This window comes from Noviherbaspirillum sp., assembly GCF_036563305.1.
Classification (GTDB): domain Bacteria; phylum Pseudomonadota; class Gammaproteobacteria; order Burkholderiales; family Burkholderiaceae_D; genus Noviherbaspirillum.
The window spans coordinates 51,081-67,133 of sequence record NZ_DATCMQ010000015.1; the positions used below are offsets into that span (position 1 = coordinate 51,081).

Annotated in this window: 18 protein-coding genes; 8 read left to right on the forward strand and 10 right to left on the reverse strand. The window is 67.9% G+C overall.

Annotated elements, in window-relative coordinates:
• Positions 1-16: 16 nt before the first annotated feature.
• The 8 genes from VIM12_RS15525 to VIM12_RS15560 form a co-directional block, all read right to left on the reverse strand.
• Complete coding sequence (locus VIM12_RS15525) at positions 17-565, reverse strand: hypothetical protein (protein ID WP_331942577.1); 549 nt, start codon at positions 563-565, stop codon at positions 17-19.
• 93 nt (positions 566-658) lie between these two features.
• Positions 659-961, reverse strand: a complete 303-nt coding sequence (locus VIM12_RS15530) for an antibiotic biosynthesis monooxygenase (RefSeq protein WP_331942578.1) — start codon at positions 959-961, stop codon at positions 659-661.
• Between the two features lie 83 nt (positions 962-1,044).
• Positions 1,045-2,196, reverse strand: a complete 1,152-nt coding sequence (locus VIM12_RS15535) for a DNA topoisomerase IB (protein WP_331942579.1) — start codon at positions 2,194-2,196, stop codon at positions 1,045-1,047.
• Positions 2,197-2,294: 98 nt separating this feature from the next.
• Positions 2,295-2,903 (reverse strand): DUF924 family protein, encoded by a 609-nt coding sequence (locus VIM12_RS15540; RefSeq protein WP_331942580.1) that lies wholly within the window; start codon positions 2,901-2,903, stop codon positions 2,295-2,297.
• Positions 2,900-4,078, reverse strand: coding sequence for a sensor histidine kinase (locus VIM12_RS15545; protein ID WP_331942581.1), 1,179 nt, complete (start codon positions 4,076-4,078; stop codon positions 2,900-2,902). The genes VIM12_RS15540 and VIM12_RS15545 overlap by 4 nt, the downstream gene beginning before the upstream one ends.
• Before the next feature lie 103 nt (positions 4,079-4,181).
• Positions 4,182-4,925 carry a glutathione S-transferase family protein gene (locus VIM12_RS15550; RefSeq protein ID WP_331942582.1) on the reverse strand — a complete coding sequence of 248 codons (744 nt, stop codon included), beginning with the start codon at positions 4,923-4,925 and terminating at the stop codon, positions 4,182-4,184.
• A gap of 109 nt (positions 4,926-5,034) precedes the next feature.
• Complete coding sequence (locus VIM12_RS15555) at positions 5,035-6,159, reverse strand: branched-chain amino acid ABC transporter substrate-binding protein (RefSeq protein ID WP_331942583.1); 1,125 nt, start codon at positions 6,157-6,159, stop codon at positions 5,035-5,037.
• A gap of 80 nt (positions 6,160-6,239) precedes the next feature.
• Complete coding sequence (locus VIM12_RS15560) at positions 6,240-6,383, reverse strand: hypothetical protein (protein WP_331942584.1); 144 nt, start codon at positions 6,381-6,383, stop codon at positions 6,240-6,242.
• Positions 6,384-6,563: 180 nt separating this feature from the next.
• Between VIM12_RS15560 and VIM12_RS15565 the strand changes: the two genes are divergently transcribed.
• From VIM12_RS15565 to VIM12_RS15585, 5 genes are all read left to right on the forward strand, one after another.
• Complete coding sequence (locus VIM12_RS15565; protein WP_331942585.1) at positions 6,564-6,725, forward strand: cupin domain-containing protein; 162 nt, start codon at positions 6,564-6,566, stop codon at positions 6,723-6,725.
• Between the two features lie 44 nt (positions 6,726-6,769).
• The gene (locus tag VIM12_RS15570) at positions 6,770-8,044 is read left to right on the forward strand and encodes an amidohydrolase family protein (RefSeq protein WP_331942586.1); all 1,275 of its coding nucleotides are present in this window, start codon (positions 6,770-6,772) and stop codon (positions 8,042-8,044) included.
• Positions 8,045-8,120: 76 nt separating this feature from the next.
• Positions 8,121-9,227 carry a DUF748 domain-containing protein gene (locus tag VIM12_RS15575; RefSeq protein ID WP_331942587.1) on the forward strand — a complete coding sequence of 369 codons (1,107 nt, stop codon included), beginning with the start codon at positions 8,121-8,123 and terminating at the stop codon, positions 9,225-9,227.
• A 185-nt stretch (positions 9,228-9,412) separates the two neighbouring features.
• Entirely contained in the window at positions 9,413-10,288 is an 876-nt protein-coding gene (locus VIM12_RS15580; protein WP_331942588.1) for a lipid A biosynthesis acyltransferase, read from the forward strand.
• On the forward strand, positions 10,278-11,048 hold the full coding sequence (locus VIM12_RS15585; protein ID WP_331942589.1) for a phytanoyl-CoA dioxygenase family protein: 771 nt from the start codon (positions 10,278-10,280) through the stop codon (positions 11,046-11,048). The genes VIM12_RS15580 and VIM12_RS15585 overlap by 11 nt, the downstream gene beginning before the upstream one ends.
• 39 nt (positions 11,049-11,087) lie before the next feature.
• Here VIM12_RS15585 and VIM12_RS15590 read toward each other — a convergent pair whose 3' ends face one another.
• Positions 11,088-13,283: a TonB-dependent receptor gene (locus tag VIM12_RS15590; protein WP_331942590.1), complete on the reverse strand. Its 2,196-nt coding sequence runs from the start codon at positions 13,281-13,283 to the stop codon at positions 11,088-11,090.
• 162 nt (positions 13,284-13,445) lie between these two features.
• Between VIM12_RS15590 and VIM12_RS15595 the strand changes: the two genes are divergently transcribed.
• Positions 13,446-14,582, forward strand: a complete 1,137-nt coding sequence (locus VIM12_RS15595) for a PepSY-associated TM helix domain-containing protein (protein ID WP_331942591.1) — start codon at positions 13,446-13,448, stop codon at positions 14,580-14,582.
• Positions 14,579-14,758, forward strand: a complete 180-nt coding sequence (locus tag VIM12_RS15600; protein WP_331942592.1) for a hypothetical protein — start codon at positions 14,579-14,581, stop codon at positions 14,756-14,758. Before VIM12_RS15595 ends, VIM12_RS15600 begins: the two co-directional genes overlap by 4 nt.
• On the opposite strand, the gene VIM12_RS15605 is transcribed toward VIM12_RS15600, so the two are convergent.
• A complete protein-coding gene (locus tag VIM12_RS15605; RefSeq protein ID WP_331942593.1) occupies positions 14,755-15,444 on the reverse strand; it encodes a metalloregulator ArsR/SmtB family transcription factor in 690 nt (229 codons plus the stop codon). The genes VIM12_RS15600 and VIM12_RS15605 overlap by 4 nt on opposite strands.
• Before the next feature lie 68 nt (positions 15,445-15,512).
• Here VIM12_RS15605 and VIM12_RS15610 point away from each other — a divergent pair, with 68 nt between their 5' ends.
• On the forward strand, positions 15,513-16,052 hold the full coding sequence (locus VIM12_RS15610) for an antibiotic biosynthesis monooxygenase (protein ID WP_331942594.1): 540 nt from the start codon (positions 15,513-15,515) through the stop codon (positions 16,050-16,052).
• The last annotated feature ends 1 nt before the right edge of the window (position 16,053 follow it).

A 16,053-nucleotide genomic window follows, 5' to 3' on the forward strand; every position in this document is an offset into this window, starting at 1 on the left:
TCCGGCGCCCCGCATTTCAGGCGGCGGGGTCCTGGCCGTCCTTGCCGCGGCCGGTGCTGGAGACCTGCTCGAAGCTCTCCCAGGGCACCTCGGTGACCTCGGGCTTGGGAATGTGCCGGTAATGCTCCAGGCCCTCGTTGATGTACTCGTCGGACGCGCCTTCCTGCTTTTTCTCCTGCGCCTGCTCGGCGGGCGCGCCGGCGCCCTGCGCGGCCTCCTTGATCGGGAAGCGCCAGTACATCTTGTCGACCTCCAGGCCGCAGGTCTTGCGCACATGCTCGCGCACGGTCATCTCGATGATGTGCGACAGCCGGAAGCGCTTCATCGGCTCCGACTCGAGCACCGCGATGAAGCGCTTGCTGTCGCCGAGGCTGGTGCACTCGGCCGCCACCTGCACGCCGCTGCGGCGGAAGTAGTCGATGATGGCGGCGCGGATGGTATCGGCCTGGCGTGCGCGCCGGCTCGCCTTTGCCCGCGCCGTGACGGCGAAGGCGATGATGCCGATGATGAGCGCGGCAAGCAGCGCGATCAGCGCCAGGGTGACTGCGTCGGCATTGAAGGGCATTGTTGTTCGACCTCTCGGGCGTATCTGTAGGTAGCGGGCCGGCCTATCATATCACCGGGTTTCCGCCGCTTCGGCCGGTATTGCCGGCCGTGCTCAGGCCGACTCGCCCAGCAGCGTGAAATGCTCGACCGTGGGCGGCGCGGCAAAGTACGGCCCGACGATGGCGCGCCATTCCTGGAAAGCGGGCGACTGGCGGAAGTCCACCGTATGGTTCTCCAGCGTTTCCCAGAAGATCATCAGCACGTAGCGCTCCGGCGACTCGATGCCCTTCTGCACCTTGTAGCCGCGGAAGCCTTGCGCGTGCGAAATCACCTCGCGCAGGCCACGCTGTATCGCCTCGTCGAATTCCGCCTGCTTGCCGGCCTGGATGCGGATGTCTGCCAGTTCAAGAATCATGTTCCTCTTCCCAGGAGTGGTTGCCATCGATATTGCTGCACAGCATTATCGCACCGGAGTGCCACTGTTGCCTATGACAACCCTCATGCCGCGGCGCGTTCGGTCCTGCCGCGGCGCGGCGCGCGCGGGCGCCTGGTCGCCGGTTTTTCCGGCGGCGTGCTGTCGGCATGACTGCGCAGGCGTTCCTGCAGCAATGCGACGACTGCGGCTTCCTCGGGGCCGAGCGCATGCAGTTCGTTTTCCATCTCTTCCCGCGTCCGCTGCTGCAGCGCCTGCAGCATGGTGCCATCGAGGTAGGACTCGATCACGGCCGGGTGCACGTAGCACTTGCGGCAAATGCTGGGGGTGTTGCCCAGCCGCTCGGCCACCGACTCGATCGCCCGCACCACGTTCTTCTTGGCCTGCGCGGCGGAGTCGAATTTCTCGTACTCCTGCAGGGCCAGCGCGGCCAGCAGGGTGCCCGACCAGGTCCGGAAATCCTTCGCCGTGTAGTCCTCCCCGGTGATGCTGCGCAGGTATTCGTTGACGTCGCTGGAGTCGACCGAGCGCTGCTCGCCATCGTCGTCGATGTACTGGAACAGCTCCTGGCCGGGAAGATCGCGGGTGCGCCGGATGATCTTTGCCAGCCGCGGGTCGTCGACCCGGATCGCATGCTGGACCCCGCTCTTGCCGCGGAAGCGGAACTCGACCTCCTTGCCGTCGATCCGGACGTGGCGGTCGCGCAGCGTGGTGAGGCCGAATGACTTGTTCTGGCGGGCGTACTCCTGGTTCCCGATGCGCATCATCGTCGCCTGCAGCAGGTAGACGATGGTGGCGAGGACCTTCTCGCGCGGCAGGCCGGGGAGCTTCAATGCCTCGTCGACGCGTTGCCGGATCATTGGAAGCGCCTTGCCGAAATTGATCATCCGGCCGTACTTGACCTCATCCCGGACCCGGCGCCAGTGGGAATGGTAGCGGTACTGCTTGCGCCCCCTGGCATCGCGGCCGGTGGCCTGCAGGTGCCCGTTTTCCCAGGGACATATCCAGACCTCGGTCCAGGCCGGGGGAATCGCAAGCGCCTTGATGCGGGCAAGCACCGCCTCGTCGCGGATCGGCTTGCCGTCCGGGCCGCTGTAGCGGAAGCCTTCCTTTTCCGGCTCCCGGGTGATGCCGGCAACGCCGTCCCCGACATAGCGCAGGCCGACCTGCCTGGCAGTAGCGCGTGCATCGGCGGCAGCCGCGGGAAGGGATGACATGGGGATGTGGTAGTCGCGTAAATACTGGCTTTGACTCCCGGTCGCGCCGGTGGTTGCCCGCGGTGACGCCGGTCAATGCCGGACGCCCGCCGCCGGATTCAGAAGGACGAGCCCTTCTGCTGCAGGAAGGCGATTTCGGCGGGGGTAGAGGTCCTGCCGAGGATCGCGTTGCGGTGCGGGAAACGGCCGAAGCGTTCCACCACTTCCCGGTGGCGCAGCGCGAAGTCGTGGTAGCCGGCGAAGGCCGCGCGCTGGTCGGCCGGCACATCCGCCAGCAGCTGCGCAAACAGCGCCACCGCCCTTTCCTGGTCGGGCATCGATTCCGAATGCTCGAGCGGCAGGTAGAAGAACACCCGCTCGATCGGCCGCAGCAGGCGATCAACGCCCTGCGTCAGCCCTTCCATGCAGAAACGTCGCGCCCGGGCATCCAGGGCGAAAGCGCGCGGCGTGCCGCGGTGGATGTTGCGCGGGAACTGGTCGGTCAACAGGATCAGCGCGAGCCGGCCGGCAGGTGTCGCGGCCCAGGCATCCAGCGCCCCGGTGGCCGCCGCGTCAATGCAGCCGGCAAAGCGCGTCGCCATCGCGCGGTCGGTGGCGTCGTCCTTGCCCCACCAGAGACGTGAACGCGCCGCCGCGACCGTCGCGTCGTCCCCCGGACCGAACCAGAATGCCAGGATGGACCCGACGCTTTCCTGCGTGGCGCTCATGCACTCAGGGACGGATCGCGCTCCGCCTGCTTGTCGGTGCCGGGCAGGGGATGCAGGTCGGGACGACGCCGCATCGGGATCGACAGGCGCACCACCGTGCCCTGCCCGGGAGTGCTGTCGATCGCCAGCTCGCCACCGAGGATGGTTACCCGCTCCTCTATCCCGACCAGGCCGAAACGGCGGACCTTGCGCCGGTCGCCGGGGTACATGCCGACACCGTTGTCCATGATCGCCATGCTGAGGCGCTGGGCATCGATGCGCATCTCCACCCGGACCAGACTGGCCCGCGCATGGCGGGAGATGTTGTTCAGCGATTCCTGCAGGATGCGGAAGACCGCGATCGCCTGTTCATCCGGCACTGCATCGGCCTCCACCTCGTCGTTCATCAGGAGTTCGCAGCGCACGCCGCTGCGCCGCTCGAACTGCCCGACCTGCCATTCGATGGCGGCAGGCAGACCGAGGTCGAGCACCGACGGGCGCAGGTTGTTCATGATCGTGCGGATCGACTTGAGCGTCATGTCCAGGTATTCGAGCGCCGTGCCGGCGCGCTCGCGCAGCAGCGGGTGGCGTTCGCCGGCGCGCTCGTGCAGGGCCGCGATATCCAGGCGCAGCGCCAGCAGGTTCTGTCCCAGCTCATCATGGATCTCGCGCGCGATCCGCTTGCGCTCGTCCTCCCGGATCTTTTCCTGGTAGGCGGCCAGTTCGCGCAGGGTGGCCTGCGAGCGGCGCAGCGCCTCCTCGATGTTGCGGCGCTCGGCGAGTTCGTGTTCATGGCGCTCGATTTCCTGCTGCAGCTGCAGCCGCCCCGGCAGGGGCGCCATGCGTCGCAGCAGCGGCCATAGCACGACGGCGAAGAAAGTGGCGCTGGCCGCCAGCAACGTGCGCATCACGGCGCCGGCCACGCTGACCTTGGCCCAGCCGCTCCACGGCGTGACGGCACAGGTGATCGCCGCGATGAACACCATCAGGACGAACAGCGTGAAGACGGCGTTGTAGGTCTTGCTGACCCGGCGGCGCAGGAACCAGGCGAGCGCCGTGCCCACCGAGAACAAGGCGGCCGCGGTGACCAGCGACGACAGCGCGTAGACAAGGTGAAGGCCGGCGGCATCGTCGGCGGGTTGCAGCATCGGCATCAGGTTGAGCGCGGAAAGGAATTCGATCGGATTGGCGGCCACGTTAACTCCTTTCTTCAGGCTGGCTCTGCGCTGGCGTGCGTCGTGGAAATCGCGCCGTGGTTACAAATGATAACTGAATGGTAATCAGAAATCTGGCATTGCCTCACGCCACCGTTTCCAGCTTGCGGATCTGCTGCCCGGCCAATTCCGGAAAATACCGGCCGAGCATGCGATCGCGATAAGCCACCAGATTGGCGAATCCGGTTGCGGCGTCGCGGGAAGGCGTTTCGAACAGCGGACAGAGCGCATGGGCGACGAACGCGAACGCCGTGGCGTCGGCGCCGCAGGGGCGCCGGCCGAACAGATATTCCTTCTCCCCGAGGATGGCCGAGAGCGAGGCGAATCCCCGCGCGGCGAAGGCGGTACGCTCGGCACCGGTGTACCTGCCCATGCCATGCGCGCGCAGGTTCGATGCCATCTTGCGCCGTGCAAGAACTTTCACCAGGGGGCGCAGCGGCGCGGGAATGGCGTCGAAGATGCACGCCGGGCCGCGGCTGAAATTCCGGTCGTCGTTCCACCGCGCGTCGAGCAGGATCCAGTAAAGATGGTCCTCCAGCATCTTCTCCAGCGTCCATGCCTGGGCCTGCTCCTGCGGCGTCAGTCCGGCATCGAAATCGAACCCGTAGCGCTGCTCGATGTGCCAGCGGATCAGGGTGGAGTCCGAGACCACGGTCCCGCCGTCGTCGATGTAGGGCAACTTGCCCCGTGGCGAACGGAAGAAGCCGTCGGTGTTGCCGGTATACGGCAGGCCGGCGAGCTTGAGCAGCATCTCCGCCTTCATGACGAACGGGCTCATGTCGGGCAGGCCGAGCGGTTCGCCGCAGCCGAACTTGTACAGGATGATCATGCCGCCTCCCGGCGCCGCCGATTGTAGGAAAAGCAAGATTCTAGCAGGGCAGACCGGCCAAAAAAAAACGGCACGCCGCCGCGTGCCGTTTCTCCGGTGGCGGAGAGGATCAGTAGCTGGTGACAGGCACCGGCTGGCCGCCCTTGAAGGTGAAGATCGTCACCGGCGAGGACTTCATGTTGCCCTTGTCGTCGAACGCGTAGGTGCCGGCAACGCCCTTGAACTCGCCCTTGGCGATCTCGGCGTTGACCTTGGCCGGCTCGACCGAATTGGCCTTCTGCATGGCCTCGGCGTACATCATCATGCCGTCGTAGAACGAGGCGGCGTAGACGTCCGGGTCCTGGTTGAAGCGCTTCTTGTACTTCGCCTTGAACTCGGCGCCGTTGGCGGCCCGGTCAAGGATGGCGCCGCCCTGCGCGCACAGCACGTTTTCGCCGACCGCGTCGCCGCCGAGCTTGCCCATTTCGGCTGCGCAGATGGTGTCGCCGCCGAGCAGACGGGCGTTCATGCCGAGCTGCTTCATCTGGCGCGCCATCGGGCCGCCCTGCGGCGCATAACCGCCGAGGAAGACCGCTTCGACCTTCTTGGCCTTGAGGGTGGTCAGGATGGTGTTGAAGTCGGAGGCCTTGTCGTTGGTGAACTCATGGCCTGCCACCGTCATGCCGGAGGCACGCGCCTGCTTCTTGAATTCCTCGGCGACGCCCTGGCCGAAGGCGGTGCGGTCGTCGATCACGCCCACGGTCTTGAGCTTGAGTTCCTTGGCGGCGTACAGCGCCATCTTGGAGCCCAGCTGCGTGTCGCTGGCGTTGATGCGGTACAGGGTCTTGTAACCCTGTTCGGTGATCTTCGGATTGGAGCCGACGGTGGCGACGATCGCGCCGGCGCTGTTGTAGACGCGCGAGGCGGGAATCGCAACGCCGGAGTTGTAGGGACCGACGACGAAGCGCACGCCGGCGTCGACCAGCTTCTGCGCGACGTTGACGCCGGCCTTCGGATCACCCTGGTCGTCTTCGCTCTGCAGCTCGAAACGGACCTTCTTGCCGCCAACGGTGATCTGCTTGGCATTCAGTTCCTCGATCGCGAGGCGCACGCCGTTTTCATTGTCCTTGCCGGCGAAGGACTGCGAGCCGGACAGGGGCCCGCTGTGGCCGATCTTGACCACGGTTTCCTGTGCATGCACGGCGCCGACCATCCCGACCAGCGCGAGCGCAGCCATTATTTTGTTCGTTTGCATCTGGTTTCCTCGATTTACACTCGTTCTTGTAAACGGCGCATCCGCTCGTGCCGGGCGCCGGCCGTTGTGAAGTGGGTATTTCACGGGTCTGGATTATGGCCAAGTTGCGGGAAAATTATCTTGCGTTGTTTAGCCCCAAAACCGGGGTTTCCTTCAAATTTCGCGTGGGTTTCTTCATTTTCTGAATTTAATTCGGCAGATGCCGACAAAACGGGCAATTCCATGACACCGGACGACACCGCCGGGCTTCCCGGCAACCTCTTCGCCGCCCTTCCCCTTGCGGCGGGCGGCGGCGAGTATTTTCAGACGCTCGCCGGCAACGCCTCCGCGCGCGTCGAACGCATCGTCTCGCCGGCCACAGCTCGCCGCCCGGCTTCTGGTACGACCAGGACGAGCAGGAATGGGTGGCGGTGCTGGCGGGCGAGGCGGTGCTGCAGTTCGAGCGCGACGGTCGCAAGGTCCGGTTGCGTCCCGGCGACCATCTGCTGATTGCCGCCCACGAACGGCACCGGGTGGACTGGACCGCGCCGGACCGCCCGACGGTCTGGCTGGCGGTATTCTATTGAGGCTGCCGCTGCACCTGCCCCCCTCGACACCACGGAAGGCTTCCATGGACCTGATCCTTCGCAACGCCACCCTCCCCGACGGCAGCACTGGCGTCGACATCGCCATCGAAGGCGGCCGCATTGCGGCGCTGGGGCCGCAACTGGCGGCGACGGCAGTCGAGGAGATCGACGTCGGCGGCGACCTGGTGACGCCGCCCTTCGTCGATGCCCACTTCCACATGGATTCCACCCTCAGCTACGGACTGCCGCGGGTGAACCGCAGCGGCACGCTGCTGGAAGGCATCGCGCTGTGGGGCGAACTCAAGCCGTCGCTGGCGCAGGGAGCGCTGGTGGAAAGGGCCCTGCAGTACTGCGACTGGGCGGTGGCGCGGGGCCTGCTGGCGATCCGCACCCATGTCGACATCTGCGACGACCGGCTGCTGGCGGTGGAGGCGCTGCTGCAGGTGAAGCGGCAGGTGGCCTCCTACCTCGACCTGCAGCTGGTGGCGTTTCCGCAGGACGGGCTGCTGCGCAGCGCGGGCGCGTTCGACAACCTGAAGCGCGCCATCGCCATGGGGGTCGACGTGGTCGGCGGCATACCGCATTTCGAAAGGACCATGGCGGAAGGGGCGGAGTCGGTACGGCTGCTGTGCGAGTTCGCGGCCGCACAGGGTCTGCGGGTCGACATGCATTGCGACGAGTCGGACGACCCGCTGTCGCGCCACATCGAGACGCTGGCATTCCATGCGCACCGCCTCGGCATGCAGGGACGCGTCACCGGTTCGCACCTGACGTCGATGCATTCGATGGACAACTACTACGTCAGCAAGCTGCTGCCGCTGATGCGCGAGTCCGGTGTCGCCGCGATTGCGAACCCGCTCATCAACATCACGCTGCAGGGCCGCCACGACGGCTACCCGCGGCGGCGCGGGATGACCCGGGTACCGGAGCTGATGGCGGCGGGCATCGACGTCGCCTTCGGCCACGACTGCGTGCTCGACCCCTGGTACGGCCTCGGCTCGGGCGACATGCTGGAGGTCGCCCACATGGGGCTGCATGTCGCGCAGATGACCGCGCAGGACGCGATGCACGCCTGCTTCCTTGCGGTCACCGAAACGCCGGCGCGGATACTCGGCCTGGAAGGCTACGGTCTGCGACCCGGCTGCCATGCCGACCTGGTGGTCCTCGATGCGGGCAGCACGATCGAGGCAATCCGGCTGCGGGCGGCGCGCCGCTACGTGCTGCGACGGGGGCGGGTGGTGAGCCGCTCGCCGGCGCCGCATGCGGCGCTGGCGCTGCCCGGCCGGCCGGGCGGGACGGATTTCCGGCACGGACGATGAGTGCCGCCTCCCCCGACGGACATCCGCGGCGTTAAGATGTGCGGGCAAGGAAACACGAGATCCAGGATTCGACAGCATGGGTAACAAGGGATACAGGCGCGCGGCCGTCATCGTCATCTTCATTGCCGCGGCACTGGCGGCAATCGCGGTCGCCGCCCTGCATTTCGGCAGCCAGGCGCTCAAGCGCCAGGTCGAAGCGGCGCTTGGCCCGGAGAGCACGGTCGACGACATCGTGGTCGGCTGGTCGGCGATCGAAGTGCGCGGCATCACGATAAAGGCGCCCAAGGGCTGGCCGACGGCGCATGCGCTGCGCGCGGAGAAGGTGGTGATCGCGCCCGACCTGTTCGCGCTGGTATCGGCAAGGGTGCATGTGCCGAGGATCACGATCGAGAAGGCCTACGTCTCGGTGTGGCGCGGCGCGGACGGCCGGCTGCGGCTGCTGCCCAGCCTGCTGGAGCGCAAGACGCACGGCGCGGACCAGGCGGCCGGCGCCGGGCCGGAAATCAGCATAGGCAGGATCGAACTGCGGCACGGCGCGCTCGAATTCTTCGACAGCACCGTGCGCCGGCCGGCGCACCGTACCCGGCTGGAACAGCTGCATGCGACGGTCGAAGACCTGCACCTGCCCGACCTCGCCGGACGCACCACGGTCAAGCTGGACGGGGCGGTGAAAGGCGTGCGGCGGGACGGCCGGCTGCTGATCGACGGCTGGGCCGAGATGGCGAAGCGGAATTCCGACATCACGACCAAGCTGCAGGGCGTCGACCTGCTGGCGCTGCAGCCCTATCTCATCAAGGCGTCGGAAACCGGCGTGCGCGCGGGCAGCCTCGACCTGCGGCTGAAGTCGGTGGTGCGCAACAACCGTCTTCATGCGCCGGGCAGCGCGACAATCAGCGGACTGGAGCTGGCGCCCGGCGAGGGGCCGTTCGCCACATTCATGGGAGTGCCGCGGAGCGCGGTGCTGGCGGCGCTGAAGAACCGCAAGGGCCAGATCACGGTCGATTTCACGCTGGAAGGCAAACTCGATGACCCGCGCTTCTCGCTCAATGAAAGTTTTGCCGCGCGCATCGGCTCCGCCGTGGCCGAAACCCTCGGTATCAGCCTCGAAGGACTGACGCGCGGCGTCGGTGGCGCAGCCGAAGGCATCGGCGGCGTCGTGCGCAAGCTGTTCGGCCGCCCGTGAAAGCAGGCCGGGCGTCGCACGCCGGGCGGCGACCTGTGGCATCATCGCGTGCCGGACTGCGTGGCGCCGGGTTGCCTGGCGCTCGGTCCTGATCCTGTGCCCTGGAATTCGTGTCCGGGACCCCTGCAGAGTTCGTGCTGCCGCCCCGGCTTTCCGTTGTTCCCAATTTTTTCCGGATATTGTCAATGAGGTTACTGCTTGGCCTGATGTGGCTGCTGCATTGGCTGCCCCTGCCGGTGATCGGCCGCCTGGGCGAGGCCGTCGGCAGCCTGCTGTTCTTCGCGATGCGCTCGCGTCGCGCGATCACCCTGGCCAACCTGCGCCTGTGCCTGCCCTCCCTGTCCGGCCGCGAGCGGCGCCGCATCGCCCACCAGCACTTCCGCTACTACGCCCGCAGCATCCTGGAGCGCAGCGTGCTGTGGTGGGGCTCGGAGGCAAGGCTGCGGCGGCTGGTGGTGATGGAACCGGGCCTGCCGATGGACGTCATCGAGGCCGGCCCGACGATCCTGCTGTGCCCCCATTTCGTCTGCCTCGACGTGGCCGGCGCGGCGATTGCGCAGCGCATCTCGGCCTGCTCGATGTACGTGCCGCAGAAGAACAAGGTGTTCGACGCCGCGCTGCGCCGGGGCCGCGCCCGCTTCCGTCCGGTCCGCCTGTTCACCCGCAGCGAGGGCGTGAAGCCGATCATCCGGGCGATGCGCGAGCGCCTGCCTTTCTTCATGCTCCCGGACATGGACTTCGGTCCGCGCGACGCCGAATTCGTGCCTTTCTTCGGCATCCCCGCCGCCACCCTGAGTGCGCCCGCCCGTATCGCGGCGGCGACCGGCGCGCGCGTGGTGCCGGTGATCGCGACCTACCTTCCCGGCTACCGCGGCTGGAAGGTAAAGTTCTATCCTGCCTGGGAAGACTATCCTGGCGGCGACATCACCGAAGCGACACGCCGCATGAATGTCTTCATCGAGGAACGCGTGCTGGAGGCGCCGGCCGAATACTTCTGGGCGCACCGCCGTTTCAAGACCCGTCCGCCGGGCATGCCCGACGTATACCAGAATGAACGCTGACGCCACGCTCCTGCCCGCCGCCCGGATCGACGATTTCCATCGCGACGGCTACCTGGTCCTGCCCGGTTTTGCCGCGCCCGAGGCGCGCGAGGCCATGCTCGCGGTGACGCGCGATCATCTCGGCCGCGCGCTGCCGCCGGTGGAATACGAGGCCGAACTCGGCTACCCGGGCGCGCCGGCCTCGCTCGACGCCCCGGGCGGACGCACTGTCCGCCGGCTGCGCGCGGCCTGGCAGCGCGACGAGGCGTTCCGTTCCTGGGCCGCCGATCCGGCGCTGCTGGCCCGCCTGCGCCAGCTGATGGGCGACCGGATCTGCCTGACGCTGGCCCATCACAACTGCGTGATGACCAAGCATCCGGGGTACGGGACGGCCACCGGCTGGCACCGGGACATCCGGTACTGGTCGTTCATGCGCAATGACCTGGTGTCGGTATGGCTGGCGCTGGGCAGCGAGCGGGAGGAGAACGGCGCGCTCAAGGTGATACCGGGCTCGCACCGGCTGGATGTGCAGGCCCACCGGATGGACGCGCTGGACTTCCTGCGGCCCGACCTGGAGGAAAACCGGGCGCTGTTCGCGCAGGGCCGGGTGGTCGAGCTCGATCCGGGCGATGTGCTGCTGTTCCACAGCGGACTGTTCCATGCGGCGGGACGCAACGACAGCGACGCGGTGAAGTATTCGGCGGTGTTCGCCTACCGTGCGGCGGACAACCTGCCGCTGCCTGGCAGCCGCTCGGCCGCCGCCGGCGACGTCGCGCTGTAGGACGGGTCGCGCCTGGGGGCCGCCGCTGCCGCGCGGGCCTCAGAAATCCACCGACGCCGACACCACGAACGTGCGTGGCGCGCCCAGTACGAGGTAGCCGGCACCCGGGTAGCCGCCGGCCGAAGCCCAGTAATCGCGGTCCGCCAGGTTCTCGATCTGCCCGCGCAGCGTCACCAGCTGGTTGCCCACCGTCGTCACATAGCGCAGCCCGGCGTCGAAACGGGTCCAGGACGGCAGCTTCTGCGTGTTGGCGGCATCCGCGTACTGTGCAGCGGTGTGCAGCACGCGGCCGCTCAGCGTCAGCCCGCGCACACCCGGAATGTCCCATTCGGCGCCGAGGTTGGCCTGGTATTCCGGGGCGCCGATCACGTCGCGGCCGTCATTCGCGGTGCCGGTGCGCTTCTGCTCGGCGTCGAGGAAGGTCAGTCCGCCCAGCACGCGTACCCCGCGCGCCGGCGTGCCGTAGACGGTCATCTCGGCGCCGCGGTTGCGCTGCTCGCCGCCGACGGAAAAACGGTTGGCGGCATCGACAAGTCCCTGCGGCTGCGAGGTGGTGAACAGCGCCAGGCCGGCTCCGAAGCTGCCGGCGTCGTACTTGATTCCGATTTCCTTCTGCTTCGATCGCGCAGGCGAGAAGATTTCGCCGGGATTGACCGCCGTCGCCGGCGGCGTCGGCGCCCGGCTCAGCGCCTCCGCATAGTTTGCATACACCGACAGGTTCTCCGCCGGCCGCACGACCAGGCCCGCCACCGGCGTCACGCTGCCCTTGTTGTAGGACGCGGTGGACAGCCCGGTGTTGAAGTCGTAGCTGGTCTGGCGGATCTTCTGGTGCCGCGCGCCGAGCGTCAGCAGGACGCTGTCCTGCGCGAAGGACAGCGTGTCGGCGATGGCAATGCTGGTGAGCCGGTTGCGATTGGTCAGGTTGGGGTCGCGCAGCGAACCGCCGACGAGGGCGGTGGCAGGCGGCGCGGCAACCTCCACCGGTGCGTAAAGGCTGGAGGGGAAGCCGGCCATGTCGCTCAGCGCGTAGGCGTTGCGCTCCCTGCCGTCGAACGCCGAGACCGAGGCCACCAGGGTATGGCCGACGGCGCCGGTCTTCAGCTTCGCGCGGATGCCTGCTTCGCCGGTGCGGATGTTGTCCCTGCGCGCATTGTCGAAGCGGTAGGTGCTGGTTGCGCCGCCGCTGCCGACGATCCGGGGGTTCGCCAGGGCGTTGTCCTCGACGCCCCGGCGCATGCCGGCGGCGGCCCACGCGGTGACGTCCTGCGACAGGTCGATTTCCCCGCGCAGGGTGCCGAACACATCGCGCTCGTAGGAATACGACCAGGGTTGCGCGTAGTTGGACGAGGCATCCGGTGCGCGCGGCACGTCGAAGCCCGGTCCGATGTCCACGCTGGGACGCGCCCGGTCCAGCTTGTGCTGCTGGTAGCCGAGATCGGCGGACAGGCGGAAATTGCTGCCGCGGTGGTCCAGCCCCACCGAGAGCAGGTTCAGCTCGCGCTCTTCGTCGTCGATGGCGGTGCCGCCGTCGCGTCGCGCCACGTTCAGCCGGATGCCGGAACGCTGGTCGGGGCCGAAACGACGGGCAATGTCCGCGGCGAGATAGCGCTGTCCGCCACTCTCCAGCCCGGCGGTGGCCTGCGTCAGCGCTTCTTCCGGCGCGCGCTTGGGCACCAGGTTGATCGCGCCGCCGATGCCGCCGTTGCCGGGAGCGGCCCCATTCACGAAGGTGTTCGCGCCGCGCAGCACCTCAACCCGCTCGAGCAGCTCGGTCGCGACGAACTGGCGCGGCAGCAGGCCGTACAGACCGTTGTAGGCCATGTCGTCGGACTGCACCGGGAAGCCCCGGATCACGTACAGCTCCTGGTAGTTGCCGAAGCCGCGGGCGACCCGCACCGTCGGATCGTTCAGCAGGACGTCGGCGACGCTGCGTGCCTGCTGGTTCTGGATCAGCGCCTGGGTATAGGCGGTGCTGCTGAAGGGCGTGCTCATCACGTCCACGTTGCCAAGGATCCCGAGCCGTCCGCCGCGCGCCACCTGCCCCCCCGCATAAGGTGCCGGCAGGCCTTCCGCCGAGGCGTCGGCGGAGGCGTTGACGGTGACCGTCTGCAGTACGGTCTCGTTGCCGCCCGCGGCGCCGGCGGCGGACTGTGCCTGAACCGCACCGTGGAAACCGGTGCAGAGGAAGAGCACGGCGGCCGCGATGGCGGTGCGATGGAGGTCGGGTGTGCGCATTGCCAGTACCTGCCTTTCTTTTGGGTCAAGGAATGCCATCGGAAGCGGACGAACGCGGAATGGCGCGATAGAGAGCGACCGAGAGCAATTGAATGCAAATGATAACGATTCTCATTATAATTGTGGAATCTCAGAACGGCAATGCGAACTGCGAGGATGACAATGCGCACCACCACACTTCGCCGCTGGGCCTGGATCCATAAATGGAGCAGCCTGGTGTGCACCGTCTTCATGCTGCTCCTGTGCCTGACCGGGTTGCCGCTGATCTTCCATCACGAGATCGGGCATCTGCTCGGGACCGAGATCGAGGCGCCCGAGATGGCGCGGGATGCGCCGCGCGCCAGCCTGGATCGCGTGCTGGAAGTCGCGGTGGCGCGCCATCCCGGCAAGCAGGGCATGTTCGTCTCGCAAGAGCCGGACGACGACCGGATCTGGTACGTCACGCTGTCCGACACGCCGCGCGCCGATACCGGGCTGAAGCAGGTGGCGGTCGACGCCCGTACCGCCGAGGCGCTGGGCGAGCCCAGCCTCGACTCCGGCTTCATCCACCTGATGTACCAGTTGCACGTCGACCTGTTCGCCGGGCTGCCCGGCACGCTCTTCCTCGGTGCGATGGGCGTGCTGCTGCTGGTGGCCATCCTGTCCGGGGTCGTGCTGTACGGCCCCTTCATGCGCAAGCTGGATTTCGGCACCGTGCGCCGGCAGTCCTCTCCCCGCACCCGCTGGCTGGACCTGCACAACCTGCTCGGCATCGTCACCCTGGTGTGGGCGCTGGTGGTCGGGCTGACCGGTGTCATCAACACCCTCGCCGACCCGATCATCGACCTCTGGCGCTTCGACGAGGTGGCCGACATGACCGCGCCCTACCAGGGGCTGCCCCCGCCGGAACGCCTCGCATCGCTGCAGCGCTCGGTCGATGCCGCGCTCGCGGTCGAGCCGGGAATGGCGGTCCGTTTCATCGCCTTTCCCGGCACCACCTTCTCCAGCCCGCATCACTACGGCGTGTTCCTGCGCGGCGACCGCCCGCTGACCTCGCGCCTGGTGAAACCGGTGCTGGTCGATGCGCGCACGACCCAGGTCACCGACAGCCGGGACCTGCCCTGGTACGTCACCGGATTGCTGGTGTCGCAGCCGCTGCATTTCGGCGACTACGGCGGCATGCCGATGCAGATCCTGTGGGCGGTGCTCGACATCGCGACCATCGCGGTGCTCGGCAGCGGGCTCTACCTCTGGCTGCGGCGCAGGCGTACCGCCGACGACACGGTCGAAATCATGGCCGGCGCCGAGGCGCGGCAATGACGCCGGTATTCAGGAAGGTCTGGCTGGCGCCGGTGCTGACCGGCGCGCTGACGGCGGTCGGGCTGGTGGCCGCCCTGCTCGGCGATGATGTCTGGGACTGGCTGTCGGCGGCGGCCCTCGGCGTGCCGGCCGCGCTCTGTATCTGGTACGGCGTGCTGCGGCGCCGGGGCGGCTAGACGGCGAGGCGGAAGCCGTCGCGCAGTCCGGCGCGGCCCGCCGGCGTCAGCTGCAGCACGCGCGATCCCGGGTTGCGCAGCAGCCAGCGCCGCCGCAGCAGCTCCTGCAGCAGGCCGGCGCCGAGCGCCCCGCCTAGATGGAACTCCCGCTCGCTCCAGTCGAGGCAGGCGCAGGCGAAACGGCGCCGGGTGGCGCGCAGTGCGGCCAGGTCGAGGCCGAAACGGGCGAAGGCTGCCTCGCCTTCCGCCGTCAGCAGATAGTCCTTGTCGCGCAGGCGCAGCAGGCCCTGCTCCTGCAGCGCGCGCAGCAGCGCCACCGAGAGCTCGCCGGCGAGGTGGTCGTAACAGGTGCGCGCCTGGCGCAGGCTTTCGGGCGTCCCGCGCGAGGCGGGCAGTCGCCGCGGCGCCGGGCGCGGCGCGAGCGCCGCCAGCGATTCCAGTGCACTGGCAACATGCGGACCGGCCAGCCGGTAGTAGCGGTGCCGGCCCTGCGTCTCCACCGACAGCAGCCCGGCCTCCAGCAGGCGCGCCAAATGATTGCTGGCGGACTGGGCGGAGATGTTGGCGGCAAACGCGAGCTCGCCGGCCGGCCGCGCCCTTCCGTCCAGCAGCGTCCACAGCATCGTGGCCCGCGCCGGCTCGCCCAGCAGCGCCGCCGTACTGGCCACCCCCTGTCCTGATTCCATGTTTCACCTCCCGATGAACTATCCCGCGAACGCGCATCGTAGCATCCTGCCATCCACAGGAGGAAAGCATGTACGCAGTCGTCTTTGAAGTATTGCCCACGGCACAGGGCTATCAGCGCTATCTCGACATCGCGGCGGCGCTGCGCCCGCAACTTGACGGGATCGACGGGTTCATCTCGATCGAACGCTTCCGCTGCACCAGCGAAGCAGGATGGATCCTGTCGCTGTCGCAGTGGCGCGACGAGTCCGCCCTGGTGCGCTGGCGCCAGCATGGCGAACACCACGCCGCCCAGGCCGAGGGCCGCGCGGCGGTCTTCGACGACTACCGCATCCGCGTCGTGCGCTTCGAGGAACTGCCGGTTGCCGGTGCGCCGCGCCTCGGTTTGCGCGAGCACGGCGGTGAAGCGGCCGGCGGATTCCGCCGCCGCTTCGCCAGCCTGGCCGATGCGGGACGCCGGATCGACCTTCTGGACGACGGCGTGCTGACGGGAGATTCGCGATTGGGCAGCGACATCCGCTGGGGCACGGTGATCCGCGACTATGGCATGCGCGCGCGGGCGCAGGCGCCGCAGCATTTTCCGTTGGCGCCGCCGGCGCGGAGGGGATGAC

Excerpts from the sequence above, each read along its gene's own strand:
- VIM12_RS15525 (WP_331942577.1), bottom strand. The coding sequence starts at position 565 with ATGCCCTTCAATGCCGACGCAGTCACCCTGGCGCTGATCGCGCTGCTT.
- VIM12_RS15530 (WP_331942578.1), bottom strand. The coding sequence starts at position 961 with ATGATTCTTGAACTGGCAGACATCCGCATCCAGGCCGGCAAGCAGGCG.
- VIM12_RS15535 (WP_331942579.1), bottom strand. The coding sequence starts at position 2,196 with ATGTCATCCCTTCCCGCGGCTGCCGCCGATGCACGCGCTACTGCCAGG.
- VIM12_RS15540 (WP_331942580.1), bottom strand. The coding sequence starts at position 2,903 with ATGAGCGCCACGCAGGAAAGCGTCGGGTCCATCCTGGCATTCTGGTTC.
- VIM12_RS15550 (WP_331942582.1), bottom strand. The coding sequence starts at position 4,925 with ATGATCATCCTGTACAAGTTCGGCTGCGGCGAACCGCTCGGCCTGCCC.
- VIM12_RS15555 (WP_331942583.1), bottom strand. The coding sequence starts at position 6,159 with ATGCAAACGAACAAAATAATGGCTGCGCTCGCGCTGGTCGGGATGGTC.
- VIM12_RS15560 (WP_331942584.1), bottom strand. The coding sequence starts at position 6,383 with ATGGAATTGCCCGTTTTGTCGGCATCTGCCGAATTAAATTCAGAAAAT.
- VIM12_RS15570 (WP_331942586.1), top strand. The coding sequence starts at position 6,770 with ATGGACCTGATCCTTCGCAACGCCACCCTCCCCGACGGCAGCACTGGC.
- VIM12_RS15575 (WP_331942587.1), top strand. The coding sequence starts at position 8,121 with ATGGGTAACAAGGGATACAGGCGCGCGGCCGTCATCGTCATCTTCATT.
- VIM12_RS15580 (WP_331942588.1), top strand. The coding sequence starts at position 9,413 with ATGAGGTTACTGCTTGGCCTGATGTGGCTGCTGCATTGGCTGCCCCTG.
- VIM12_RS15585 (WP_331942589.1), top strand. The coding sequence starts at position 10,278 with ATGAACGCTGACGCCACGCTCCTGCCCGCCGCCCGGATCGACGATTTC.
- VIM12_RS15590 (WP_331942590.1), bottom strand. The coding sequence starts at position 13,283 with ATGCGCACACCCGACCTCCATCGCACCGCCATCGCGGCCGCCGTGCTC.
- VIM12_RS15595 (WP_331942591.1), top strand. The coding sequence starts at position 13,446 with ATGCGCACCACCACACTTCGCCGCTGGGCCTGGATCCATAAATGGAGC.
- VIM12_RS15600 (WP_331942592.1), top strand. The coding sequence starts at position 14,579 with ATGACGCCGGTATTCAGGAAGGTCTGGCTGGCGCCGGTGCTGACCGGC.
- VIM12_RS15605 (WP_331942593.1), bottom strand. The coding sequence starts at position 15,444 with ATGGAATCAGGACAGGGGGTGGCCAGTACGGCGGCGCTGCTGGGCGAG.
- VIM12_RS15610 (WP_331942594.1), top strand. The coding sequence starts at position 15,513 with ATGTACGCAGTCGTCTTTGAAGTATTGCCCACGGCACAGGGCTATCAG.